Annotated in this window: 20 protein-coding genes and 1 tRNA gene; 11 read left to right on the top strand and 10 right to left on the bottom strand. The window is 59.0% G+C overall.

The features are described 5' to 3' along the window. The first annotated feature begins 104 nt into the window (after positions 1-104). The 6 genes from Q2T52_RS00200 (at position 105) to Q2T52_RS00175 (ending at position 7,477) form a co-directional block, all read left to right on the top strand. Positions 105-2,147: a HAMP domain-containing methyl-accepting chemotaxis protein gene (locus Q2T52_RS00200; protein WP_302074671.1), complete on the top strand. Its 2,043-nt coding sequence runs from the start codon at positions 105-107 to the stop codon at positions 2,145-2,147. 71 nt (positions 2,148-2,218) lie between these two features. Next, on the top strand, positions 2,219-4,141 hold the full coding sequence (locus tag Q2T52_RS00195; RefSeq protein ID WP_302074670.1) for a methyl-accepting chemotaxis protein: 1,923 nt from the start codon (positions 2,219-2,221) through the stop codon (positions 4,139-4,141). Further along, complete coding sequence (locus tag Q2T52_RS00190) at positions 4,141-4,632, top strand: chemotaxis protein CheW (protein ID WP_302074669.1); 492 nt, start codon at positions 4,141-4,143, stop codon at positions 4,630-4,632. The genes Q2T52_RS00195 and Q2T52_RS00190 overlap by 1 nt, the downstream gene beginning before the upstream one ends. 13 nt (positions 4,633-4,645) lie before the next feature. After that, positions 4,646-5,509 (top strand): CheR family methyltransferase, encoded by an 864-nt coding sequence (locus Q2T52_RS00185; RefSeq protein ID WP_302074668.1) that lies wholly within the window; start codon positions 4,646-4,648, stop codon positions 5,507-5,509. Positions 5,510-5,513: 4 nt separating this feature from the next. Continuing rightward, on the top strand, positions 5,514-6,593 hold the full coding sequence (locus tag Q2T52_RS00180) for a protein-glutamate methylesterase/protein-glutamine glutaminase (RefSeq protein ID WP_302074667.1): 1,080 nt from the start codon (positions 5,514-5,516) through the stop codon (positions 6,591-6,593). A gap of 167 nt (positions 6,594-6,760) precedes the next feature. Further along, a complete protein-coding gene (locus tag Q2T52_RS00175; protein ID WP_302074666.1) occupies positions 6,761-7,477 on the top strand; it encodes an AAA family ATPase in 717 nt (238 codons plus the stop codon). Between the two features lie 58 nt (positions 7,478-7,535). Here Q2T52_RS00175 and ccoS read toward each other — a convergent pair whose 3' ends face one another. The 8 genes from ccoS to ccoN all read right to left on the bottom strand — a co-directional run bounded on the left by ccoS (position 7,536) and on the right by ccoN (position 15,704). Beyond that, complete coding sequence (gene ccoS / locus Q2T52_RS00170) at positions 7,536-7,730, bottom strand: cbb3-type cytochrome oxidase assembly protein CcoS (RefSeq protein WP_302074665.1); 195 nt, start codon at positions 7,728-7,730, stop codon at positions 7,536-7,538. Continuing rightward, on the bottom strand, positions 7,727-10,030 hold the full coding sequence (locus Q2T52_RS00165) for a cation-translocating P-type ATPase (protein ID WP_302074664.1): 2,304 nt from the start codon (positions 10,028-10,030) through the stop codon (positions 7,727-7,729). Before Q2T52_RS00165 ends, ccoS begins: the two co-directional genes overlap by 4 nt. Continuing rightward, complete coding sequence (locus Q2T52_RS00160) at positions 10,027-10,524, bottom strand: FixH family protein (RefSeq protein ID WP_302075984.1); 498 nt, start codon at positions 10,522-10,524, stop codon at positions 10,027-10,029. Before Q2T52_RS00160 ends, Q2T52_RS00165 begins: the two co-directional genes overlap by 4 nt. Positions 10,525-10,529: 5 nt before the next feature. Then, entirely contained in the window at positions 10,530-12,095 is a 1,566-nt protein-coding gene (ccoG, locus tag Q2T52_RS00155) for a cytochrome c oxidase accessory protein CcoG (RefSeq protein WP_302074663.1), read from the bottom strand. Positions 12,096-12,299: 204 nt separating this feature from the next. Beyond that, positions 12,300-13,163, bottom strand: a complete 864-nt coding sequence (gene ccoP, locus Q2T52_RS00150; protein ID WP_302074662.1) for a cytochrome-c oxidase, cbb3-type subunit III — start codon at positions 13,161-13,163, stop codon at positions 12,300-12,302. A 2-nt stretch (positions 13,164-13,165) separates the two neighbouring features. Then, complete coding sequence (locus Q2T52_RS00145; protein ID WP_302074661.1) at positions 13,166-13,327, bottom strand: cbb3-type cytochrome c oxidase subunit 3; 162 nt, start codon at positions 13,325-13,327, stop codon at positions 13,166-13,168. A gap of 10 nt (positions 13,328-13,337) precedes the next feature. Then, positions 13,338-14,069, bottom strand: coding sequence for a cytochrome-c oxidase, cbb3-type subunit II (gene ccoO, locus Q2T52_RS00140; RefSeq protein ID WP_302074660.1), 732 nt, complete (start codon positions 14,067-14,069; stop codon positions 13,338-13,340). A gap of 12 nt (positions 14,070-14,081) precedes the next feature. Further along, on the bottom strand, positions 14,082-15,704 hold the full coding sequence (gene ccoN / locus Q2T52_RS00135; protein ID WP_302074659.1) for a cytochrome-c oxidase, cbb3-type subunit I: 1,623 nt from the start codon (positions 15,702-15,704) through the stop codon (positions 14,082-14,084). A gap of 278 nt (positions 15,705-15,982) precedes the next feature. Here ccoN and Q2T52_RS00130 point away from each other — a divergent pair, with 278 nt between their 5' ends. Then, positions 15,983-17,527, top strand: coding sequence for a putative bifunctional diguanylate cyclase/phosphodiesterase (locus tag Q2T52_RS00130; RefSeq protein WP_302074658.1), 1,545 nt, complete (start codon positions 15,983-15,985; stop codon positions 17,525-17,527). Between the two features lie 49 nt (positions 17,528-17,576). Here the strand turns inward: Q2T52_RS00130 and Q2T52_RS00125 are convergent. Beyond that, a tRNA-Pro gene (locus Q2T52_RS00125) sits at positions 17,577-17,653 on the bottom strand. Between the two features lie 383 nt (positions 17,654-18,036). On the opposite strand from Q2T52_RS00125, the gene Q2T52_RS00120 reads away from it, so the two are divergent. The 3 genes from Q2T52_RS00120 (at position 18,037) to Q2T52_RS00110 (ending at position 22,615) form a co-directional block, all read left to right on the top strand. After that, on the top strand, positions 18,037-19,167 hold the full coding sequence (locus Q2T52_RS00120) for a PAS domain-containing protein (protein ID WP_302074657.1): 1,131 nt from the start codon (positions 18,037-18,039) through the stop codon (positions 19,165-19,167). Beyond that, a complete protein-coding gene (locus Q2T52_RS00115; RefSeq protein ID WP_302074656.1) occupies positions 19,164-19,598 on the top strand; it encodes a response regulator in 435 nt (144 codons plus the stop codon). The genes Q2T52_RS00120 and Q2T52_RS00115 overlap by 4 nt, the downstream gene beginning before the upstream one ends. A gap of 95 nt (positions 19,599-19,693) precedes the next feature. Continuing rightward, entirely contained in the window at positions 19,694-22,615 is a 2,922-nt protein-coding gene (locus tag Q2T52_RS00110; RefSeq protein WP_302074655.1) for a PAS domain S-box protein, read from the top strand. Positions 22,616-22,626: 11 nt separating this feature from the next. Here Q2T52_RS00110 and Q2T52_RS00105 read toward each other — a convergent pair whose 3' ends face one another. Then, a complete protein-coding gene (locus Q2T52_RS00105; RefSeq protein WP_302074654.1) occupies positions 22,627-23,943 on the bottom strand; it encodes a UDP-glucose dehydrogenase family protein in 1,317 nt (438 codons plus the stop codon). A 282-nt stretch (positions 23,944-24,225) separates the two neighbouring features. Between Q2T52_RS00105 and Q2T52_RS00100 the strand changes: the two genes are divergently transcribed. Then, positions 24,226-25,230, top strand: coding sequence for an HlyD family secretion protein (locus Q2T52_RS00100; RefSeq protein WP_302074653.1), 1,005 nt, complete (start codon positions 24,226-24,228; stop codon positions 25,228-25,230). The last annotated feature ends 2 nt before the right edge of the window (positions 25,231-25,232 follow it).

Genomic DNA, 25,232 nt, shown 5'->3' with positions numbered 1-25,232 from the left:
CGATGAAGGTTGTGTCCAACGCCGACTATGGGGCGCGCAGAAGGGTGAATGTCATCGGTCTTCCTGCGGAAATGATTGAAAACAGTTTCTCAAGGATCACCAGGATGCGGTTCACCATCAAGGCCAAATTGGCCCTCGCTTTCACTTTGATGATTTTCATCATGATAGCATTGTCAGTCTTCAGCCTTTTCAATCTCAGCCATGTCAGCGACAAACTGACGGAGGTCATCGACGGCCCGACCAGGCAGCAGGAACTCGCTTTGACAGCATCAGGCATGATGTCTGAAGCTGTTCGCGCCCAAAAGAATGGACTGCTGGCCTCTGACGGCAACGAGGCAAAGAAGTATTTCCAGAAGGGCGACGACATCACGGATGCGCTTGTAAAGACCATAACCGATGGTCTTGCCATCAGTGGCCCGGAGGAGCGCCCATTCTGGGAGAAGGTCAAGGAGAACGTCACCAAGTTTGATCGCCTGAGCGACGAGCTGAAGGCAATCTACGCCAAGGGTGATAAGGACGGGGCCACCGCTTTCTCCAACGGCGACATGCGTGCCGTCACCGGCGAGGTAACGGTAGCCGTTGGCAAGCTTCTCGACATTCAGAAGCGCAACATGAGCGCAACACGCATGGACGCCGCGGAAATCTATGCCAGCACCCGCTTCTCGCTGATTGGTCTGGCCAGTGCGGCAATTCTGATCGGTTCTGTTACCGCAATCTGGATTGCGCTTGGCATTACCTCTGGCCTTAAGAAGATCGGGACGGTCGCCGACGCGGTTGCCATTGGTGACTTGAACCAGAATGTTGACGTCAAGACCAACGACGAGATCAAGGATCTTGTCACCACAATCAACGTCATGACCAGCAATCTGCGCAACACCGCAGCTCTGGCCGACAAGATCGCCGCCGGTGATCTCTCCGTGGAGGTCAAGCCGCTGTCGACCAAGGACGTTCTGGGCCTTTCGATGGAAGGCATGGTTGCAAATCTTCGCTTGACGGCTGAGGCCGCAAACAAGGTTGCCATCGGTGATCTTTCTACCGACGTCAATCCGCTGTCCGACAAGGACACCCTCGGTCTTGCGATGCGCAGCATGGTCATCAACCTGCGCGAGACTGCGCGCGTCGCGGATCAGATCGCTAACGGCAATCTGACGGTTACGCCAAAGCCGATGTCCGAACAGGACACGCTCGGTCTTTCGCTTCAGAGCATGGTGGAACGTCTGCGTGGCGTGGTGAGCGATGCGCTTTCTGCCGGCGACAACGTGTCGTCTGGTAGCCAGGAACTTTCGGCAAGCTCCGAACAGCTGTCACAGGGGGCAACCGAACAGGCCTCGGCTGCCGAAGAAGCCTCCGCTTCGATGGAACAAATGGCAGCCAACATCAAGCAGAACGCCGACAATGCTGCCCAGACTGAAAAGATCGCCCGTCAGTCGTCGCGCGATGCGGAAGTCTCCGGTAAAGCCGTCCTGCGTGCTGTCGGCGCGATGCGCACGATCGCCGACAAGATCTCGATCGTGCAGGAAATCGCACGCCAGACCGACCTTCTCGCTCTGAACGCTGCCGTGGAAGCAGCGCGCGCCGGCGAACATGGTAAGGGTTTTGCAGTGGTGGCGTCGGAAGTGCGCAAGCTGGCGGAACGCAGCCAGGCGGCGGCCGCCGAAATCTCCACGCTGTCTGGTGAAACGGTGCAGGTCGCAACGGAAGCGGGCGAAATGCTGAACCGCCTGGTACCCGACATTCAGAAGACCGCGGAGCTGATCTCGGAAATCTCGGCAGCCTGCCGCGAGCAGGATATCGGTGCGGCCCAGATCAACGAGGCAATCCAGCAGCTCGACAAGGTGACCCAGCAGAATGCCGGCGCCTCCGAGCAGATGTCAGCGACATCGGAAGAACTGGCCTCCCAGGCAGAAGAGCTGCAGGCGTCGATCGCATTTTTCCGTGTCGACCAGGCGGGCGTCCGCGCCAATCAGATCTCAAGACCCGCTCAAAACGTTGCACCGCAGCGTTCTGCTGCGCGGTTTTCTACTCCAGCAAAGTCCGCGCCCAATCACTCTGTTGCCACTCAGCAGGCCCGCGCAAAGGGCTTCGCTCTTAATATGTCCACTGGCGGATCCGACGAAGAAGACGATGATTTCAAGCAGATTGCATAACGGTTTCAGTAAGAAAGCATCAACCACAAAGTGCTAATTTACAAGCCAAACAACCAAAGTCGGTGATCCCTATGCGCTTTACCATAAAACTCAAGTTGGGCCTGGCTTTCGGCCTCATGATCATGATGCTGATTGGACTGACAGTTTACAGCAGTTCCAGCTTGTCGGACCTCAATGACTCGTCCAAGAGCATGGTGACAGGCCCTGTTCGACGTCTCGAATATGCGCTGACCATTTCCGGCAAAATGTCCGAGGCCATTCGCGCGCAGAAAAACGGTCTGCTTGAGCGTGATGACAAGGCCTCCGCTGCTTACTTCGCGTCTTCCGAGAAGCAGATCGACGAACTGCTCGATTTGGCACGTTCTGGCTTGGCGATCGCAAGTGTCGAAGGCAAGCCCTACTGGGAGGCGGTCATTTCCGCAGCACTTTCTGTAAAGGAGGCATCGGTTCCGCTTCCAGCCCTGAGGGCCAAAGGCGACATTGACGGCGCCGTCGCACTCTCCAACGGGGCGGTTCGGCAGCTTGCCGCCAAGGTCACGGATGCCGTTGGCAAGCTGGTCAGTATCCAGAAGAAAGGCATGGAAAATGCCGATGCGGCCAATGATGCTCTCTATCTGTCAACGCGGCAGACGATGTCCATCATATCAGGTTGTGCGACCGTTATCGCTTTGTTTGCAGCCGTTTGGATTGCTCTCGGCGTAGCGAGAGGGTTGCGTAAGGTGGCAACAGCGGCGGAAGCCGTTGCGATCGGTGACCTCAATCAATCAATCGAGGTCAAGACCAACGACGAGATCAAGGATCTCATCGAGACCGTCAATAAGATGACCGTCAACCTGCGTGCAACGGCCGCCATAGCTGATCGGATCGCGCTGGGCGATCTTGCCGAAGAACCGAAACCCCTGTCCGACAAGGACACGCTCGGCATTGCCATGCGCAGCATGGTCATCAACCTGCGCGAAACAGCAAGGGTTGCCGACGAAATTGCCAATGGCGACTTGACGGTCAATGTGAAGCCGATGTCTGACAAGGATACGCTTGGTACGGCGCTGAGGAGCATGGTCGAACGCCTGCGGGGCGTCGTGGCTGATGCCCTTTCTGCCGGCGACAACGTTTCGTCGGGTAGCCAGGAATTGTCGGCGAGCTCCGAACAGCTCTCGCAAGGCGCGACCGAGCAGGCATCTGCCGCTGAAGAAGCTTCCGCTTCGATGGAGCAGATGGCAGCCAACATCAAGCAGAACGCCGATAACGCCGCTCAGACGGAAAAGATCGCCCGCCAGTCCTCGCGCGATGCAGAAGCCTCCGGCCAGGCGGTCACGCGTGCAGTTGGCGCCATGCGCACCATTGCCGAGAAGATCTCGATCGTGCAGGAAATCGCTCGCCAAACCGACCTTCTCGCTCTCAACGCAGCCGTGGAAGCAGCGCGCGCCGGCGAACACGGCAAGGGCTTTGCGGTCGTCGCCTCTGAAGTGCGCAAGCTTGCCGAGCGAAGCCAGGCGGCCGCCGCCGAAATCTCCACACTCTCAGGCGAAACCGTACAGGTCGCCACCGAGGCTGGCGAAATGCTGAGCAAGCTCGTACCCGATATCCAGAAAACCGCGGAATTGATTTCAGAAATCTCGGCAGCCTGCCGCGAGCAGGATATCGGAGCGGCTCAAATCAACGAGGCGATCCAGCAGCTCGACAAGGTGACCCAGCAGAATGCCGGTGCGTCGGAGCAGATGTCGGCGACATCCGAAGAGCTCGCAGCACAGGCCGAAGAACTCCAGGCCTCCATCGCCTTCTTCCGCGTCGACCAGTCGGGTAGCCGTGCAAACCAGGGCCGTCCGGTTCAAAGCCGTGCTCCACAGCGCCCTGTGACCCGACCGGCTGCCCCGGCAAAGGCTACACCAAACCACCCTGTTGCAGCCCAGCAGGCCCGCGCAAGAGGTTTTGCGCTGGACATGTCGATGGGCGGACCCGACTCTGACGACCACGATTTTAGGGAGACAGCATAATGGCCACGCCATCCACCGAAGCCCAGTTTGTGACGTTCAGTCTGGGTGATGAGATCTTCGCAGTGCCTGTCGAGGTGGTCCGGGAAATCCTGGACCACGAAGAACCCTTCAAGATTCCTCATGGTCCGGATTATCTTCTGGGCCTTCGGGATGTGCGAGGCCAAGGCGTACCGGTCATCGATCTTCGCATCCGCCTTGGTATGACGCGAACAGAGAAGACCCCCCATACCCGTATTCTCGTCCTCGACGTACCCGTCGAAAGCCGGATGCTGGCGCTCGGTCTCGTTGCGGACCGTGTCTACGAGGTGGTGCCTTTCATGAAAACACAGATCGAAACCGCACCGGATATCGGTGTTCGCTGGCGTTCCGATTACATCGCGGGCGTTGTCCGCCGTGAAAGCGGATTCGTCGTCATTATCGATCTAGCCCGTCTCTTTTCGGATTCGGGGAGCGCCTTGGTCGGAGTGGGACAGGAAGCCCGCGTCGCCTAAGCAGGAGAATGCCGTGAGTTCGAGTAACGCTGCCAGCCTAACCGCACAGCCCCTGGATGATCGCTTGAGCAAGCGAAGCTTCGAGAAGCTGTCAAAGTACATCTACAATTACAGCGGCATCAAGATGCCGCACAGCAAGGTGACGATGCTGGAAGGCCGCTTGCGCCGCAGGCTGCGGGTGACCGGTATCGCTACCTTTGACGCGTATGTGGACTATCTTTTCGAGCATGACGGGCTCAAGACGGAATCGATCTACCTGATCGACGCAGTCACCACCAACAAGACCGACTTCTTTCGCGAACCGAAGCACTTCGAGTTTCTGACGGAAAAAGCCTTGCCGGACATGCTTTCCCGGAAGGACCGCACATTGCGCATCTGGAGTTCGGCCTGCTCTATCGGTGCCGAGCCCTATACGATTGCGATGGTACTGGACGAGGCGATCGGTTCACGCTCGGACGTTGAATATCGTATCCTGGCGACAGATCTTTCAACCGACGTGTTGCGCGCAGCGCGGCGCGGCATCTATCCCAACGACATGATCTCACCCGTGCCGAAGCACCTGCAACGCAAATACGTGATGCAGGCGATCGATCCGCAGAGAGGCGAAGCTCGCATTGTACCGCAGTTGCGTCAGAAGGTGGGGTTTGCCCGACTGAACCTCATGGACGACGCCTATCCGATCCGCGACCAGCAGCATATGATCTTCTGCCGAAACGTGCTGATCTACTTCGACAAGCCGACGCAGCAGCACGTCCTAACGCGGCTGTGCGACAACCTTGTTCCCGGTGGCTATCTCTTCATCGGCCATTCGGAGACGACCGGTGGGCTGGATCTTCCGATCAAGCAGGTGGCCAACACAATTTTCAAGCGGATTTAACGCCATGGCAGACAAAGTACGCGTCCTGATCGTCGACGACTCCGCCAGCATTCGCCAGACCCTGACGTCGCTTCTGAGCGCCGATCCCGAGATCGAAGTGATCGGTGCGGCATCCGATCCCTTCATGGCAGCACGCAAGATCCGCGACGAAATTCCGGACGTGATCACGCTCGATGTGGAAATGCCGCAAATGGACGGCATCACCTTTCTGCGCAAGTTGATGAGCCAGCATCCGATCCCGGTCGTGATGTGTTCTTCGCTGACGGAAGAAGGGTCGGAGACGCTGTTGCAGGCGCTGGAGGCCGGTGCTGTCGACGTCATTCTGAAACCCAAGATCGGCGCTGCAGATCATCTGGCGGAATCGGCGGAGCGGGTGCGCCATGCGGTAAAAGCTGCCGCAAAAGCACGACTTGGCAAACTCCGGCGTTTCCGACCGGGGGACCCTCCGGCTGCGAAGTTGACCGCCGATGCTGTCCTGCCGCCACCCCGGATCACCGCCATGGCCAAGACCACCGAGATGGTGGTGTGCATCGGTGCATCCACGGGCGGTACCGAAGCACTTCGTGAACTTCTGGAAGCACTTCCGGCCAATGCGCCTGGCATCGTTATCGTGCAGCACATGCCTGAAAAGTTCACGGCCGCCTTTGCCAAGCGGTTGAATGGCCTATGCGAAGTGGAGGTTAAGGAAGCAGAGGATGGCGATCCGGTTCTGCGGGGGCATGTGCTGATCGCGCCCGGCGACAAGCATATGCTGCTGGAGCGTCGCGGCGCACGCTACGAGGTTTCAATTCGTACCGGGCCTCTGGTCAGTCGCCACCGCCCATCCGTTGATGTGCTGTTCCGTTCTGCGGCTCGCTCTGCTGGCGCCAACGCCATGGGCGTCATCATGACCGGCATGGGAGATGATGGTGCGCGCGGCATGCTGGAAATGCACCAGGCCGGCGCCTTCACCGTGGCGCAGGACGAGGCCTCCTCCGTCGTGTTCGGCATGCCGAAGGAAGCGATTGCTCACGGCGGGGTCGACCGTATCGTGAGCCTGGACCAGATCGCTCGCGAGATTCTCGGCGCTGACAAGCGTCGTTGAATTCTGCAACTTTTCGGGGTGGCAATTCGCCACCCCTGATACTTACCCGTGAAAGCAAGCAGCCTTTCCTTCGATCTTTATTAACTATGTTTCGCAACAATCGATCCCGCACATGAACGTGCCGAGACGAGCGATTCTGGCTCAAGAACTTCCTGCAAGGATCGAAGATGCCCGTCATTACCTTCGCCAACACCAAAGGCGGAGCCGGCAAGACGACTGCCGTGCTGCTGCTGGCCACAGAACTCGTCCGCATGGGCAATCGCGTGACCATTCTGGATGCTGATCCGCAAAACTGGATCTCCCGATGGCACGATATCTCGGCTCCCATGGCCAACCTCAAGGTCATTTCCTACGTCACGCAAGCCTCGCTGGAGCGGCATCTGGACGATCACCGCGCGACGACCGACTATTTCGTGATTGATCTGCCGGGCGCGCGCAGCCCGCTGCTGTCAAAGGCGATCGGTCTTTCGGACCATGTGCTCATTCCTATCCAGGGATGCGCGATGGACGCCCAGGGCGGCGCCCATGTCATCGAACTGCTCCAGTATCTGGAAACGAAGGTCGGGATCAAAATCCCGCATTCTGTCGTCCTCACACGCGTCAACTCCATGGTCACGACGCGCGCGCTCCTTGCCGTCAAAGGCCTGCTGGCCCAACGCAACGTGGATGTACTGGAAACCCCGATTATCGAACGCTCTGCCTTCCGCGATCTCTTCGATTGTGGTGGCACGCTTTACACCATGGATGCAAACCGCATCAGCAACCTCGACAAGGCGCGTGAGAATGCACGCTTCTATGCGGAAGAAGTGGTGAAACGGATTGTGAAAAATCAGACTGCCTTGTCAGCTGCCCATCCTGCCGCTTCGCGGTTTGTTGCCGCCTGAGGCTGTTTCAACCGCGTGATATAAAGCCCCGGAGGTTATTCGACCTCCGGGGCTTTTCTCATTTACCGCTTTGTGGAGAATTCAAGCTTCTGGCCTCGACCGGGGCGACTGGCGTTTCGTCGTCATCGAGGACACGCCAGGCAGCGCCATCCAGATCCTCGTACTGTCCATTCTTCAGCGACCAGAGAAAGGCGCCAAGCCCGAGCCCCCCAAGCGCAAGCGCCACCGGAATGAGATAGATCAGCATGTTCATGCCAGACGCACCTCCGCTGCAGCGGGCTTGGCCTGCGGAGCGTCCTTACTCGCCGCAATCTCCGACACCTTGACGATTCGGTTAAGCCTCAACGCATTCACGACGACGATGATGGATGACGTGGACATGGCCACGGCAGCAATCAACGGGGTGGCGAAGCCTGCCAGTGCGATCGGTACGGCAATGATGTTGTAACCGATTGCCAAGGCAAAGTTCTCGCGGATCAAACGCGCTGCCCGTCGCGACACGTCAACGGCGGTCGGCACGGCAGCGAGGCTTTCATGCATGAAGACGAAATCGGCAGCCTGTCGACCGATATCGGCGGCCGACGCGGGCGCCATGGACACGTAGGCCGTGGAGAGCGCAGGCGCGTCGTTGATGCCATCCCCCACCATGAGAACCTTGTGCTCCTCACTTGCCAGAGCAGCCACCGCCTCTGCCTTTTCCTTGGGCGTCAGTTCCGCCCGCCAGCTGGCGATACCGAGCTTGCGGCCCACCGACGAGACCACGGATTCCCGGTCGCCCGAGAGAATGCCCGCAACAAGGCCCATATCATGGACCCGGTCGATGGCGGCTTCCGCGGCAGGGCGCAATTCGTCTTCGAAGAGGAAGCAAGCAAGCTCCTCCCCATCCAGCGACAGGACCACTTCTGAGACTGCGCCCGAGATGCGACTGCCGAACTGTGCAGAGCAGGCGAAGGTGCGTTTGCCGAGGCGATACTCACCCTGCGCCGTTTCCACCGAGACCCCTTCGCCAGGACGCTCCTGAACAGCATCGATGGCTGGTACAGGTCCGGCATGCGCTGCGCGAAGTGCCTCGGACAGGGGATGGCGTGAATGCGCCGCAATCGCCGCCGCCATGGCCTGATGGGCCGGCTTGCCACGAGCCTCGACCAATTGGGGACGACCGAGGGTCAGCGTGCCGGTTTTGTCGAAGACAACCGTGTCGATTTCGGCGAGACGCTCCATGGCGGATCCATCCTTGACCATGATGCCGCTGCGGAACAGCCTGCCTGCCGCCACCACCTGCACGACCGGAACCGCAAGGCCAAGCGCGCAGGGGCAGGTAATGATCAGCACGGAGATCGCGATCAGCATGGCCTGCTTCCAATCTCCCCCGAAGATACCCCAGCAGACGAAGCTGGTCAGCGCCAGCAGGTGCACAGCCGGCGAGTAGATCTGCGCCGCACGATCGGCAATGCGCCGATAGCGGGCACGACCGCCCTCAGCCGCCTCCATAAGAGAAATGATCTCGGCCAGGAAGGAATTGCGCGCGCTGGCGGTGGCTTTGAGGACCAAGGAGCCAGTAAGGTTGACGGTACCGGCCCGCACCACGCTGCCAGGCTTCACCGCCTGCGGCACGCTTTCACCATTGACGATCGAGACATCCAGCTCGCTTTCGCCGATCTCGACAATGCCGTCCACGGCAATCCGGTCGCCTGCCGCCACCGCAACGCGGTCGCCGGGCGTGATTTCCTCGACGCTTCGATATTCCCGGCTGCCATCGGCCGTCAAAAGCACGGCGCCCCTCGGCGAAAGGCGGGCCAGACCGGTGATGGCGGCGCGTGCACGGTCGCGCATCAGATGATCAAGCGTGCGGCCGATCAGCAGGAAAAACAGCAGCGATGCCGTTGCGTCGAACCAGGCGTGCTCGCCGTGATGCATAGTTTCCCAGAGCGAAACCGCATAGGAGAGCGTGATCGCCAGCGCGATCGGCACATCCATATTCGTGCGGCCCTGGCGCAGCGCGTTCCAGGCGGAGGCGTAGAAGAAGCGCCCCCCGTAAATCAGCGCTGGAGCCGCGATCATTGCCGATATCCAGTGAAAGAGATCGCGCGTGGCCGCCTCCGCACCGGACCATACCGAGACCGACAGCAGCATGATATTGGCAGCTGCAAAACCAGTGACGGCAACGCCGCGCAAAAGCTGAGTGCGCAGCCGGTCGGCGGCTTCTTCCTCATTCATGAAAAGATGCGCATCGTAGCCGCTGGCGGATTTAATCACCCGCAGCAGTTCCTGCGGATCGGTTCGGCCGGCTGCCGTTTCCTCTGCCCAGGTGATTGAGACGCGCCGCGTCGACAGGTTGACGCGCGCATGCTGCACGGAAGGTTCGGCCTGAAGTGCCTTTTCGATTGTGGTGATGCAGGTTCCGCAATGGACGCCTGGAACACTGAGATCGGTTTGCCGGACGCCTGGGGTCAGCGACCGGCTGGCCAACATCAGCTCCTCGGAAGAGGGCATGATGAGGCTCGCGCGGGAAAACTCCAGCGATCCTTCGGTTCCAGGCGCGCAGCAGCTCATTGTTGCACGCTCCCGATCACGGCAATACGCTGGGCATGATGCATGATGCGCTTGCCCTGACGAAAGGCGCTGGCCTCAATGATCCAGTGACCGGGAAGCGCATTATGGTCCGCTTCGAACAGGCCAGGTGCCACTTGGCGCGGCGTGACGGTGAAATCCTGGTGATCACCGACCGGACGTTTGAACTGCAGCTTCACCTCATCCGCCGGGATCGGCTGCCCCTGTCCGTCGGTCAGCTTGTAGCGGATGATGTTGCCGTCGATCTTGATGTCGCCTTTCACGCCCGCGTCATTCAGGGCCTTGGCCTCGGCCGTCTTGGCGTTGAACTCCTGGCTGGCGACATAGGTGTTTTCGACAACGATGCCGCTCCAGCTGTGGACAGCCTGGTAGGCCATGTAGAAATTCACCGTGATGATGGTGCCGAAGAACAGGCAGACCACGCCCAGCATGTGCCAACCGGTGAAAACGAAGGACTTCGTATTGGCGGTGTTCATGGCTTTCATTTCGCTCCGGGAGAGTTGAAGGTTGCGCGATAGACGCTGCGCTCGCCGCTGGCGCGGTCTTCCGCAATGAAGGTGAAGCCTTCCGTGGGCGCGACGATTGCGTTCTTCGGCAGGGTCACGAAGACTTTGAGAGTGGTTGCCTGGTCGGGGTCCACGGGGATGGCGAAGACGCGATCAGGCCGTTCGGACACCGGAGACACCTTCATGGAAGCTTCCGGCAGATCTTCCATCGACAGCATGATCGTGCGGCGTTCCGGGATCATGTTGAGTAGGCGAATGGTGTAGCCGTTGCGGATGGACCCGTCCGACTCCAGCACGAATTGCGGATTGCGATCATGCAGGACGTTCATTTCCAGCCGGTCGCGACCTAGAAGGGCAAACAGCAGGCCGAGCCCGACCGCGGTCCAGACGCTCATGTAGAGGATCGTGCGGGGGCGAAGAATGATCGTCCAGTCGAAGTGGCGTACCGCATCAATGAAGGAGCCATCGGCCTTACGGACCCGCGCCGGATCGATTGCCGAGCGGCCGTTGTCAGTCGCAAGTGCCATGTTGGACTGGTATTCGTTCAGTGTGCCATAGGCAATCAGGCCACGCGGCTTACCGAGCTTGTCCATCACATTGTCGCAGGCATCGATGCAGAGCGCGCAGGTGATGCAGGCCATCTGCTGCCCATCCCTGATATCGATGCCCATGGGACAGACGGCCACGCAGGCATTGCAATCGACGCAATCGCCAACACTGACCTCGGCGGCTGCCGACTTCTTGACATGCTTACCGCGCGGCTCGCCACGCCAGTCGTTGTAGGTGACGACGAGCGAATTGTCGTCCAGCATGGCGCCTTGGATACGCGGCCACGGGCACATGTAGATGCAGACCTGCTCGCGCATTAGCCCGCCTAACACGTAGGTTGTGGCAGTCAGGGTCGCGACGGTCGAATAGGCCACGTAATTGGCCTGCCCCGTCACGAAATCGAAGGCAAGCGAGGGCGCATCCGCGAAATAGAAGATCCAGGCGCCGCCCGTCGCCACGGCAATGGCCAGCCATGTCGCGTGCTTGGAAACCCGTTTCCAGACCTTCTCTCCGCTCCAGGGGGCGGCATCGAGCTTCATCTGCGCATTGCGATCGCCCTCGATGAAGCGCTCGACGGCCATGAAGAGATCGACCCACACCGTCTGGGGACAGGTATAGCCGCACCAGGCGCGCCCCACGGCTGAGGTCACCAGAAACAGGCCGAAGCCCGCCATGACCAGAAGACCGGCGACGAAGAAGAATTCCTGCGGCCAGATTTCGATGAAGAAGAAATAAAAGCGGCGATGCGCCAGATCGATCAGCACCGCCTGATCCGGCGCGAAGGGGCCGCGATCCCAGCGAATCCAGGGTGTCAGATAATAGATCGCCAAAGTCACGGCCATCACCAGCCACTTGAAGCGACGAAACCTGCCCTCCACCCGTTTCGGGAAGATCTTCTTACGCGCCGAATACAGCGGTTCCGGCGGCGGGGCTGCCGGAGCAGGTTCCTTTGCAGGCTCGTTTCCGATGCCCTTTGCAGTGTAGAGGTTCATGGCAGGGGTCCACTTCAGTTGCCCTCCCTTTTCCCACTGATACGGTCAACTCTCCTTGACATAGGTCAAGAAAGGACGACCCGCGCCCGCATGTCGCAGGAACGTAAAAAGCCACGCCCGGAAGTCGAACGACTCCAAGGGCGTGGCTGGCAAAAGGGAGCGGATGGACCGGCGAACCGAAGGGCAGGTTCGCCGATCTTCTTGTTATTCGCCCCCGCCGAGCGAGTGGACGTAAACAGCCAGTTCCTTGACTGTCGTTTCGCCCAGACGCGCCTGCCATGCAGGCATCACACCGTGTTTGGGTGCCTGCACCTGCTTGGCAATCTCGTCTTCGCCGTGCACGCGAAGCCAGATCGCATCTGCCAGGTTGGGTGCACCAAATTCGCGGTTGCCCTGGGCATTTTCGCCATGGCAGGATGCGCAATTGTCAGCAAAGACCTGCTTGCCTGGCTCCACCAGAGCCGGATTGTGCGGCTTGTCGGTAAGGCTGATGACATAGGCGGCAACCTGACGGATCTGGTCCGGCTTCAGGATTTCCGCAAATGCCGGCATTTCCGACAGCCGAGTTTCCGGGTCATCGCTTGAGCGAATGCCGTGGGCAATCGTCTGGTGGATGGCTTCGGCACTGCCACCCCACAGCCAGTCATTGTCGTTGAGGTTCGGGTAACCCGCACCGCCAGCGGCGCCGGAACCATGGCATGGCACACAGTTGACCTTGAAGGCTGCGGCACCAGCCGCGGTGGCAAACTGGGTCAGCTGCGGATCAGCTAGGATCTGATCCATGGACGAGGCTGCAATCTTCTGCGCGAGGGCCCCTTGCGCGGCCTTTGCGCTTGCAACTTCCTTGGTCAATTCAGCGCGGCTGGAATAGTTTATCACGCCGCGCGTGGCATCCTTCAGCATGGGGATCGCCGGATAGACAATCACGTAGCCGATGGCCCAGACGATCGTGGCATAGAAGGTCCAAAGCCACCAGCGCGGCAGCGGGTTGTTCAGTTCGCGAATACCATCCCACTCATGGCCCGTGGTTTCGACGCCACTGATGTCATCGATATGTTTGTCCGCCATGATCAATCCTCCTTCAGAGGGATTAGCTTGGCTTCGTTTGCGGAAGCCTTTGCGCCGGGACGCAAGGTGAAGAGCAGCGCGCCGACAAAGAACAGCGTCATCGCCAGGAGGCCCCAGCTATCGGCGAAGTGGCGCATTGCGGTGTAGATCTCGGTTTCGTCCATCACACCCTCCTCAGCGATAACCGGTGGCGTCGTCATATGTCGAGAAATCGACCAGCGTGCCGAGCATCTGCAGATAGGCGATGAGAGCGTCCATCTCGGTCAGCTTGGTCGGATCGCCGTCGAAATCGCCCACCTTTGCCTTGGGGTAGCGAGCCAGAAGCCCCTTCGTGTCGGCGTTCGGATCAGCCTGGGCGGCAAGGTCGGCCTTTGCGTTGGCGATCATGTCATCCGTGTAGGGAACGCCAACCGCGCGGTTGGCCTTCAGGTCCATGGAGACATCGGTCACCTTCAGCGGCGTTTCCTTGAGGAAGGCGTAGCTCGGCATGATGGATTCCGGCACCACGTCGCGCGGGCGTGTTAGGTGCTGGACGTGCCATTCGTTGGAATAGCGATCACCCACACGGGCAAGGTCCGGTCCGGTACGCTTGGAACCCCACTGGAAGGGGTGGTCGTACATGCTTTCCGCTGCCAGCGAGTAGTGACCGTAGCGCTCCACCTCATCGCGGAACGGACGGATCATCTGGCTATGGCAGAGATAGCAGCCTTCCCGGATGTAGATGTTGCGGCCCGCCAGCTCCAGCGGCGAGTAGGGTCGCATGCCTTCAACCTTTTCGATGGTGTTCTCGAGGTAGAAGAGCGGTGCGATTTCCACGATGCCGCCGATGGAGACCACCAGAAGCGAGCCGACCAGAAGCAACGTGGCATTACGTTCGATGAACTGATGTTTTTCGAGAAGTGACATGGTGCCCGCTCCTTATTCTGCCGGCTGCAGGGCGGCAGGTGCAGATCCCGGGAGGGTTTCCTGACGCTCATAGCCAAGGATGGTCATGGTGATGTTGTAGGCCATGATCAGCGAGCCCAGCAGGTACATGCCACCGCCGACGGCGCGCAGTACGTAGTAGGGGAACATGGCAGCCACGGCTTCGGCGAAGGAGTAGACGAGGAAGCCCTGGTTATCGTATTCGCGCCACATCAGGCCCTGCTGGATACCGGCAACCCACATGACGGCCGCGTAGACGACGATGCCGAGCGTTGCGAGCCAGAAGTGCCAGTTGACCATGGCGAGGCTGTAGAGGCGGTTGCGGTGCCACAGCTTGGGAACCAGGAAGTAGACGGCGCCGAAGGAAATCATGCCGACCCAGCCAAGCGCACCGGAATGCACGTGACCAATGGTCCAGTCCGTGTAGTGGCTGAGCGAGTTGACGGCCTTGACCGACATCATCGGGCCTTCGAAGGTCGACATGCCGTAGAAGGCAATCGCAATCACCATCATGCGAATGATCGGATCGGTGCGGATTTTGTCCCAGGCGCCCGAGAGCGTCATCAGGCCGTTGATCATGCCGCCCCAGGAAGGCATCCACAGCATGACCGAGAAGACCATGCCGAGCGTCTGCGCCCAATCCGGCAGAGCCGTGTAATGCAGGTGGTGGGGACCCGCCCAGATATACATGAAGATCAGCGCCCAGAAGTGGATGATCGACAGGCGATAGGAATAGACCGGGCGACCGGCCTGCTTGGGCACGAAGTAGTACATCATGCCGAGGAAGCCTGCGGTGAGGAAGAAGCCCACGGCATTATGGCCATACCACCACTGGGTCAGTGCATCCTGCACGCCGGAGAAGGCAGAGTAGCTCTTGACGCCAAGGAAGGAGACCGGAACCGCCAGGTTGTTGACGATATGCAGCATGGCAATCGTCACGATGAAGGCCAGATAGAACCAGTTCGCCACATAAATATGCGGCTCCTTGCGGATCAGGATCGTGCCGAGGAAGACGATGAGGTAGGCGACCCAGACGACTGTCAGCCACAGGTCGACATACCATTCCGGCTCCGCATATTCCTTGCCCTGCGTGATGCCGAGCAGATAGCCTGTGGCAGCGAGGATAATGAAGAGCTGGTAGCCCCAGAAAACGAACCAGGCGAGGTCACCGCCAAACAGGCGGGCGCGACAGGTTCTCTGCACCACGTAAAAGGACGTGCAAAGCAGGGCATTGCCGCCGAACGCGAAGATGACGGCGGAGGTGTGCAGCGGACGCATGCGGCCGAAGTTGAACCACGGACCGAAGTTCAAATCCGGAAAGGCGAGCTGAAGCGCGATGACGACGCCGACCAGAAAGCCCACGACACCCCAGAAGGTCGTCGCAACTGTTCCATATTTGATGACTTCATCGAAATATTCGGAAGCAGCGGCATTTGCCTTGGCCTTGGAAGCCGGCGCAAATTTGAGTTGGCGCAGCAGCACGATCGTGCCTGCGGCCAGCGAGAAGAACAGCACCCACATGTGGGCTGCAAAGAGATTGTCGTAGGCAAAACCTGCGCCGAGAAGCGCTAGGAACGCGCCCACGGTCAGCGCCACGATCGGCACGGCATTGTTCATTTTGAACATCCCCCTGAGGCGAAAAGTCAAAGGGGTTCATCGGCCAAGACCGACCTACCCCATCGCTGGGAGAGATTGCATTCCCTTGACCAGAGGGCCTTGATCTGAATCAACAGTTCGTCATCCAGGGACGCCAGAAAATCATCGATAAAGATGCGCAGGCCTCATTAGCATCACCTTAATTAATTTGCGCAACCTTGGGTCTATCTTTGCGAACATCAGGTTCGCCATGCGTCGCCATGAAGGCCAGCCTCCACCAGCCTCTAACGGAGTGCATTATGGCGTCTTTTCGGGGCAACCTGCGCCTTTATGGCCTGATGTTCGTCATCATCATCGCTGCCGTCCTGTCATTCTTAAATAATATTGAGCTCGACAAGGAAGCTGCTGAACCGGCGTTCGATTCGCTAACGAGCCACTACCTATTTCATGCGCTGGATCTTGCCGTTGATTCCGTGGGCATACTTTGCATGCTCTATGCCGCCTTCCGTTTGTGGAATGTGCGAAAGGAGCGTGAGCGCCGAGAGAGTGCTGAGACCAGAGCGGACTGGATGGCACTGCATGACCGGCTGACGGGATTGCACAATCGACACAGCCTGGAAGAAAGACTTGATGCACTCGGCAAGCAAAGTGGTTTGCGCAGCTCCTTTTCAATTCTGGTCATTGATCTCGACGGGTTCAAGAAAATCAATGACATGATGGGACATCACGCGGGTGACAGCGTTTTGCGGACGGTAGCGGATCGCATCCGGGAAGAAATCGCAGAAGAGCATGTCTTCCGCTCGGGCGGCGACGAGTTTGTTCTTTACGTCGAGCCCTCAGCGGACGCACCACAGATTGCCAAGCAACTGCTGCAGGCATTAAACAAGCCGGTGCTTTTAAACGGAACGCCGCTCGACATCGGCGCCAGTATCGGCATGGCGACCTGTCCAGAGGATGCAACGGCTGCACGTGACTGCCTGCGCTGCGCCGATGCGGCCATGTATGCGGCCAAGGCTGCCGGACGTGGCTCCCTGCGGGCTTTCGACAAAACCATGCAGGAACGTATGCTGGCGCGTGATCGGGCTGAGCGCAATCTGCGCGACGCCATCCGGGCTGGCGGCATTCAGCCCTATTACCAGCCTATCGTCGATCTCCAGAAATCGCGAATTATCGGCTTCGAAGCATTGGCGCGATGGCAGATGGGTGGTGAATTCATTTCGCCTATGGATTTCATTCCGCTGGCGGAAGAAACGGGTCTGATAATGGAATTGACCGAAAGCCTGTTGCGCCGTGCCTGCGAGGACGCGATGAACTGGCCGCCGGAGGTCATACTGTCTTTCAACATCTCTCCGATCCAGTTGCAGGACAAGTTGCTCGGTCTGCGCATCCTTAAGATCCTTTCGCAGACGGGCTTTCAGCCGAAGCGCCTGGAAATTGAAATCACGGAAACGGCGCTTATCCAGGATGTAAACACCGCAGCGGTCGTTTTGAGCGATCTGAGAACCGCTGGTATCTCGGTTGCGCTAGACGATTTCGGCACTGGCTACTCCAGCTTGGCGCAGCTGTCGAACTTCAGCTTCGACAAGATCAAGATCGACCGAAGCTTCGTCGCGTCCTTCCAGGATCAGGAAAAGCAGGAAAAGATCGTCAAGGCGATCGTCGGTCTCGGCATCGGCCTGGAAGTTCCCACCACGGCCGAAGGCATCGAAACCCCAGACCAGCTGACATCGCTAATCGATATGGGCTGCACCTACGGCCAAGGCTACTTCTTCGGCAAGGCCGTGCCGGCAACGGAAGCCTTGAACATGCTGGCGGAGCCACCCCTCAAGGCGCTGAGAGCATAGGGCAACGCATCTAGGCAGGAACAGATGAGGACGATTGGGAAAGTTAAACTGGTCGGAGTGGAGTGATTCGAACACTCGACCCCCACGTCCCGAACGTGGTGCGCTACCAGACTGCGCTACACTCCGAAACCAGTGGCGCCGATATAGACGAGCCCGATTTATTACACAAGCACCACATTGCATTTTTTTGACGGATCCAAGCCAATTCATGTAAATGGTTAGCGGCACCGGATGCGTCGCCTCTGATCATAGAAGGTGCAAAGTCGTACAAGCATCCATCCCAATAGCCTTATCAATGGGATAAGTCTTTCCTGCATCGATTCAACAAGGGTGGTCGCGCTGTTTCCGGAGGCTAACCGGCTGATAGACGGCGCGCATAAACCTTCAACCAACCAAGGGCGAATCCTGAGTTTTGCAATTTTAGGCTGATACGATATTCTCAGGAACCTTTTGCTAGTTAGTGCGTTTGACGTCTCCATGCCCGGCCTTCAAAGATATGCCACCTCCTGATGACAGAGACAGAAAGTTCACGACAGGACGCGCGAGACGCAGGTGATCGCCTGCTTGCGGAACACGTGTCCGAAGACCCCTTCGCGGCAGCCTTCAAGGCGACGCGCATGCCGATGATCATCACCGATCCGCACCAACCAGATAATCCGATCATCTTCTCCAATCGCGCCTTTTCCGAATTGACTGGCTACTCCCAAGAGGAGCTGGTGGGACGAAATTGCAGGCTCCTGCAGGGGCCAGGCAGTGAGCCGCAGGTCATCCAGCGTATTCGCCAAGCCATCCAGAATGAGGAAAGCATCGCCTGCGACGTTTTGAACTATCGCAAGGATGGTAGCCCGTTCTGGAATGCGCTCTTCATCAGCCCTGTTCGCGACAGCGGGGGAACCGTTCGCTATTTCTTTGCCTCGCAACTGGACTTCACCGACGTCAAAGACAAGCAGATGGAACTGGCAAAGGCGCGCAGTTCTGCAGAAGATGAAGTCGCGCGGCGTACGCGCGATCTGAGCGAGGCGCTGGAAGCACGCACGCTGCTGGTCCACGAGGTGGATCACCGGGTCAAGAACAACCTGCTGACGATCGCATCCATCCTGAAGCTGCAGGCACGCATCACGGGGGACCCGACGGTGCGCCGAACGCTGATGACCGTTCTGGAGCGCGTGGAAGCCCTATCCATCGTGCAGCGCAAGCTCTTCACGACGGACGATGTCACGCGCTTTGACATTGCCGACTTCGCTACGGAATTAGTGACGGATATGGTTGGCGCGCTCGGACGCGAGGATATTCATCTGACTTTTGATGTCTCGCCGGTTCTGGTGCCCGCGATCAAAGCCTCACCCTTTGCGCTTATCATCAACGAACTGGTTGGCGATGCAGTCCGCCGTGGTCTGAAGGATGGCGGCGGAACCATCAGGATCGAGGTCAAGCGCCTGAACGGGCACTTCCTACTATGCGTCGCGGATAGCATGGAGCCAATGCCCGTGAATCAGGAAGAGCAGGAATTTAGCCGGCTTATTCTGGATGCTTGCGCGCGCCAGGTAAAAGCAACAATTGAGCGGTCGCAAGAGGGCAGCGATACGGTGGTCAGGGTCACGGCGCCGGTCGAGGTTTACGACGAAGGAGAACACCATTGAACATTCTGATCGTCGAAGACGAAGCATTGCTGGCACTTGAACTGGAAAGCGAGCTTGAGACGGCCGGTCATACGATTGTCGGCCAAGCCATGTCGAGCGCACAGGCAAAGAAGCTTGCCGACCAGAGCCGTCCGGAATTCGCCTTCGTGGATATCCATCTGCTGGATGGTCCAAGCGGCATCGATGTCGGGCGACACCTTGCCGGACTTGGGATTCCATATGTATTTGTGACCGGTAATCTGAAACGTATCCCGGAAGATTTCGCCGGCGCTCTTGGAGCCATCGAAAAACCCTATACAATGAATGGGCTGCAACATGCGCTCGGTTTCATTGAGCGCTTTGTCAGCGGCGCAAAATCGGATCCCATTCCTCCCAGCCTCGTACCGGCTCCCCGTATCAAAAACGAAACACGCGTGTCATGCGCGGGGTAATCGTGCGTGCGATGGCATCTGCCCCGATGATCCACTCCAGTCAACAACCGAAGGATTGCCAGAGGCAATAACCCTATGCGGCAAAGGCGCCGATCATGACAGAGCATATAAGGATCAGCAGCCCCGAGGTACCCTTTCCCGTCGGTGGCGGGCAGATGGGAGAACTTATCCGCGCCTTTGACTGGTCCAAGACTAGCCTTGGGCCTTTGTATCAATGGCCGCAAAGCCTGAAATCCGTCACAGGCATGCTGTTGCTGTCACCGGTGCCGATCGTGCTGCTTTGGGGCGAAGACGGTATCATGATCTACAATGATGCTTATTCGGAATTTGCAGGCGCGCGGCATCCTGAGCTTCTGGGTTCGAAGGTCAGGGAAGGCTGGGCGGAGGTTGCAGACTTCAACGACAATGTCATGCGCGTCGGACTTTCGGGTCGTACGCTCGCCTACAAGGACCAGGAACTGACCCTGTTTCGCAGCGGCAAGCCGGAACAGGTCTGGATGAACCTGGACTATTCTCCGGTTCTTGACGAGTCGGGAAAACCGGCGGGCGTCATCGCGATCGTTGTAGAAACAACTCAGAACGTCCTGGGGCAACGCCGTGTTCGTGAAAGTGAAGAACGCTTCCGGGCGCTGACGCTTTCTACTTCGGATGCGGTCTACCGCGTCAGCGCGGACTGGTCTCTTCTCCATTGGCTGGACGGACGCGGCTTCATTGCAGATGCGGAAGCAACCACCAGTACCTGGGTGGACGATTATATCCCAAAGGATGATCAGCCACACCTGAAGGCTGCTATCACGGAAGCTATCGGCAAGGAACGTGCCTTTCAGCTCGAACATCAGGTCAAGCAGGTGGACGGGTCGATCGGCTGGGTGTTTTCACGCGCGGTGCCTGTCCGCGATGAAAACGGCAGCATCACCGAATGGTTCGGTTCTGCCAGCGATGTGACGGCCCGCAAACGCTCCGAACGACGCCGCGACGCCCTGGTGGGTCTGACCAGCGACATTCAAAGCCTTTCCACGGCGGAAGATATTGCATTTGCGGCCTCTCGCATCGTCGGTGAGGTACTTGAGGTCAGCCGGGTCGGCTGCGGATCCGTCGATGACCATGGTGCCTACTTTTCCATCTTGCGTGCCTGGAACGCGCCCCGCTTGCCTGCCATTGACGGCAAGCTCGATCTTACCGGGCTCGACGGTCTGACGCGCGATATCCTGGCTCATGAGGTGGTGGCGATTTCCGATGTCACCGCCGATCCCCGTACATCCGCAGTTGCCCAGAACTTGCTGAAGCGACATGCACGCTCATTCGTGAATGTTGGCATTGTCGAGAAGGGCGCTATCGTTGCAGTGTTCTTCGTCAATTGCGATCACGTGCGCGAATGGTGCTCTGAGGATACCGCCTTCATCAAAGAGGTGGCTTCACGGGCACATGTGGCCATGGAACGCATCCGGGCGGAACAGGCACTGCAGACGCTTGCGAATTCCCTTGAACTCGAGGTGGAGCAACGCACGCGGGAGAGAGATCGGGTATGGCGCAACACCCAGGATCTGAACGTGGTGATCGACCATGGGGGCCTCTTCCGCGCGGTCAATCCTGCCGTGACGAAGACTCTCGGCTGGCATGAGGAGGAGTTGCTGGGACGGCCAGTACTCGACTTCATTCGTGAAGAAGATCACGACATGACGCGATCGGTTCTACACAACGATATTCAGGGAGAGATTCCTACCTACGAGAACAGATATCGTCATAAGGAGGGTGGTTTTCGCTGGATTTCCTGGGTCAGTGCCATCGAAGGGGATCTCGTTTACGGCAGCGGTCGCGACGTCACGGCCGAGAAGGAGGCAGCAGCCGCGCTGGCGGTGTCCGAGGAGGCGCTGCGCCATGCCCAGAAGATGGAAGCGGTGGGACAGCTGACCGGTGGCCTTGCGCACGACTTCAACAATATTCTGGCGGGTATCAGTGGCAGCCTGGAACTCATCAATCTGCGGCTTGGTCAGGGGCGTATTCCGGATGCCCTGAAATATGCAAGCGCGGCCCAGGGCGCAACGCGGAGGGCAACCGGGCTCACCCATCGGCTGCTTGCCTTTTCAAGGCGCCAGACGCTGGACCCGCGCCCGACCGATATCAATGCCCTCGCTGACGGCATGGAAGAACTTGTCCGTCGCTCCGTCGGCCCGGAGATCACGATCGAGGCGGTACTCATCGATAGTCCCTGGAACTCGCTTGTGGATCCGGGACAGCTTGAAAATGCGCTGCTCAATCTTTGCATCAACGCGCGTGACGCAATGCCCAATGGCGGACGCTTGACCATCCGCACAGACAAGGTGACGCTTGAAGGAAACCAGGCACGGGAGCGCAATCTGCAGCCGGGTGACTACATGATCTTGTCCGTCCGCGACACTGGAACGGGTATGAGCCCGGAAGTCGCGGCGCGCGCCTTCGACCCGTTTTTCACCACCAAGCCGCTCGGCCAGGGAACCGGACTTGGTCTTTCCATGATCTACGGCTTTGCCCGCCAGTCCGGTGGGCAGGCAAGGATCGAAACGGAACCGGGCAAGGGAACGGAAGTCTTCATCTATCTTCCGCGACATAATGGCAACTTGCAGACCACAGCGATCGAAGAGGTGCAAGCTGCAAGCCTTCAGACGGGCGATGGCGAAACCGTTCTGGTGGTCGACGATGAACCGCTGGTGCGTGTGCTGATCGTGGAAGTGCTGGAGGAACTGGGGTATCGCGCTATCGAGGCAGATGATGCCGCGTCTGCCCTGCCCTTCCTGGAATCAAGTGACCGGATCGACCTGTTGGTGACGGATGTTGGCCTGCCGAATGGCATGAATGGCCGGCAACTGGCAGATGCGGCCCGGGATCATCGACCGGGCCTCAGGGTGCTCTTCATTACAGGTTATGCGGAAAATGCCATTCTGGACCAGACAAGCCTGGAACCCGGCATGCACATCATGACGAAACCCTTTGCCATGGATGCCCTGGCGGCCAAAATCAAGAACCTCATCGCCGCCTGACGGGGAGAGCCTCAAGCAGAAATTTCGCGGCGACCAATGCCGTGATAGACAAAGCCGTGGCGGCGCACCTCATCCGGCGGATAGACGTTGCGCAGATCCACCAGGACCGGTTGGGCCATCAGGGGCTTCAGCCGGCGCAGGTCGAGGGCGCGGAAGGCATCCCATTCCGTCACCAGCACTAGAACATCGGCACCCTCGGCGATGCTGTACGCATCCGCACCGAAGGTGACATCTGGCATCATGTCCTTGGCAACGTCCATGCCTTCCGGATCATACGCATGGATGTTGGCGCCATTATCCTGAAGGGCCTGCACGATGGAGAGCGACGGCGCATCGCGCATATCATCCGTATTGGGCTTGAAGGTGAGGCCCAGCAGGGCGATCTTCTTATCGCGCACCGAGCCGCCGCAGGCCGCTATGACCTTACGTGCCATGGCGCGCTTGCGGGTGTCGTTGACGGCGACCGTGGTTTCGATGAGACGGATGGGGCTGTCGTGGTCCTGCGCTGTCTTGACCAGTGCCATCGTATCCTTGGGGAAGCAGGAGCCGCCATAGCCGGGACCGGCATGCAGGAACTTGTCGCCGATGCGCTTGTCCATGCCGATGCCCTTGGCAACCTTCTGGACATCTGCTCCGACCTTTTCGCAGAGATCCGCCATTTCGTTGATGAAGGTAATCTTCATCGCCAGAAACGCGTTGCCGGCATACTTGATGAGTTCCGACGTGCGACGGTCGCAGAAGAACAACGGGGCGGCGTTGAGATAGAGCGGGCGGTAGACCTCGCGCATCACTTCGCTCGCACGCTCGTCTTGAGAACCGATGACGATACGATCCGGTCGTTTGAAGTCGGCGATGGCTGCCCCTTCCCGCAGGAATTCGGGATTGGACACCACAGCGAAATCAGCGTCCGGTCGCTCCTCGCGGATAATGCGCTCGACTTCATCGCCGGTACCGACCGGCACCGTCGACTTGGTGACGACAACCGTAAAGCCTGTCATGGCCTTGGCAATGTCGCGTGCGGCGGCATAAACGTAAGACAGGTCCGCGTGGCCATCGCCGCGGCGGGAGGGTGTGCCAACCGCAATGAACACCACATCCGCATTGGAGACGGCACCGGCGAGATCGGTGGTGAAATGCAGGCGTCCCCCCTTTCGATTGGCGCGAACCAGATCTTCAAGACCCGGCTCGAAGATCGGAATCACACCCTGGCGCAGGGATTCCACCTTGCTTTCGATATTATCGACACAGGTCACATCATGGCCGAAGTCCGCAAAGCAAACGCCCGACACCAGACCCACATAGCCGGCACCGATCATCGTGATACGCATCTGTCTCTCTCGCAAAGGCCCTGACCGAGAACCGGCGGGCACGTCTCTGATGGGAAAAGGGATATAGGCTCGCCATGCGATATTCAAACGACAGTGCGCAGTTTTTGACCGTCTCGCCGACAGGTCTGACATGCAAAAAGTGACGATCATGCCGAATTCGTCACCAATTTGCGGAGAGGTTGATCTACGTCAAGGTTGCGGCATCACTGGCCGATAGCCTCCCCTCATTCGTTGCCTCGCCACCCGTATTGCCGGCGACAGCACCCGATTGCGGAGAGCCAGATGAAAGCTTCACGGACAATACCCATCATTCTCATTGCCTTGGCCGGTGCGGCAGGTGGCGGATGGTATTACTGGAACGCCCAACGCAACGCCTTGCCTGCCGAGCTTTACGTGGGCAATGGACGGGTGGAATCGGATCAGGTGGATATTGCCGCCAAGACAGCGGGACGGCTAAGCGCCGTTCTTGTGCGCGAAGGCGACATGGTGCAGCCCGGCCAAGTCATCGCACGCATCGATTCCTCGGAGTTGGAAGCGCAGCGCGCCAAATATGCTGCCGACGTGGCCTATGCGGAAGCTGCCAAGATCGAGGCGGATGCCACCGTTGAGCAGCGCACGGCGGAACTACGGTTCAAGGAAGATGATCTGGCCCGCAAGACGAGGCTCGCCAATACCGGGGTTACCTCGCAGGAAGCGCTGAGCGAAAGCCTCAGCGCCCGCGATGCGGCCCGCGCCATCCTGCAGGCGGCACGCCAGCATGTCACCGCTGCCGAACGGTCAGTCGAAGCGGCGCGGGCCCTGGTTGCGCTGACCGAAGCGCAGATTGCAGACAACATTCTGAAATCGCCGGTCAAGGGCCGCATTCTCTACAAGCTTGCCAATCCCGGCGAGGTGGTTGCGAGCGGTGGCAAGGTGCTCACCATTGTCGATCTGACACAGGTCTATTTCGAACTGTTCATACCTTCCGAAAAGGCGATCCGCCTTGCCATTGGGGCACCTGCCCGCATCGTGCCCGACGGAGCCAATGTGGCCATCCCGGCGCGGGTCAGCTTCGTCTCTCCCGACGCGCAATTCACGCCGAAGCAGGTGGAAACCCGCAGCGAACGCGACAAGCTGATGTTTCGCGTGCGGTTGCGCACATCCCAGAGCCTGATCGAGCGGCATATCGACCTGGTGAAGACCGGCGCACGCGGGCTTGGCTATGTGTGGACCGGAACGACCCCGCCCGCCTGGCCAGACGCCGTGCAGCAACGCCTTCCCGGTGACCCGATCGACGTGGAGCAATGACG

Source organism: Rhizobium oryzicola (assembly GCF_030504645.1).
Lineage (GTDB): Bacteria > Pseudomonadota > Alphaproteobacteria > Rhizobiales > Rhizobiaceae > Neorhizobium > Neorhizobium oryzicola.
This window is presented reverse-complemented; position numbering and strand designations above follow the sequence as displayed.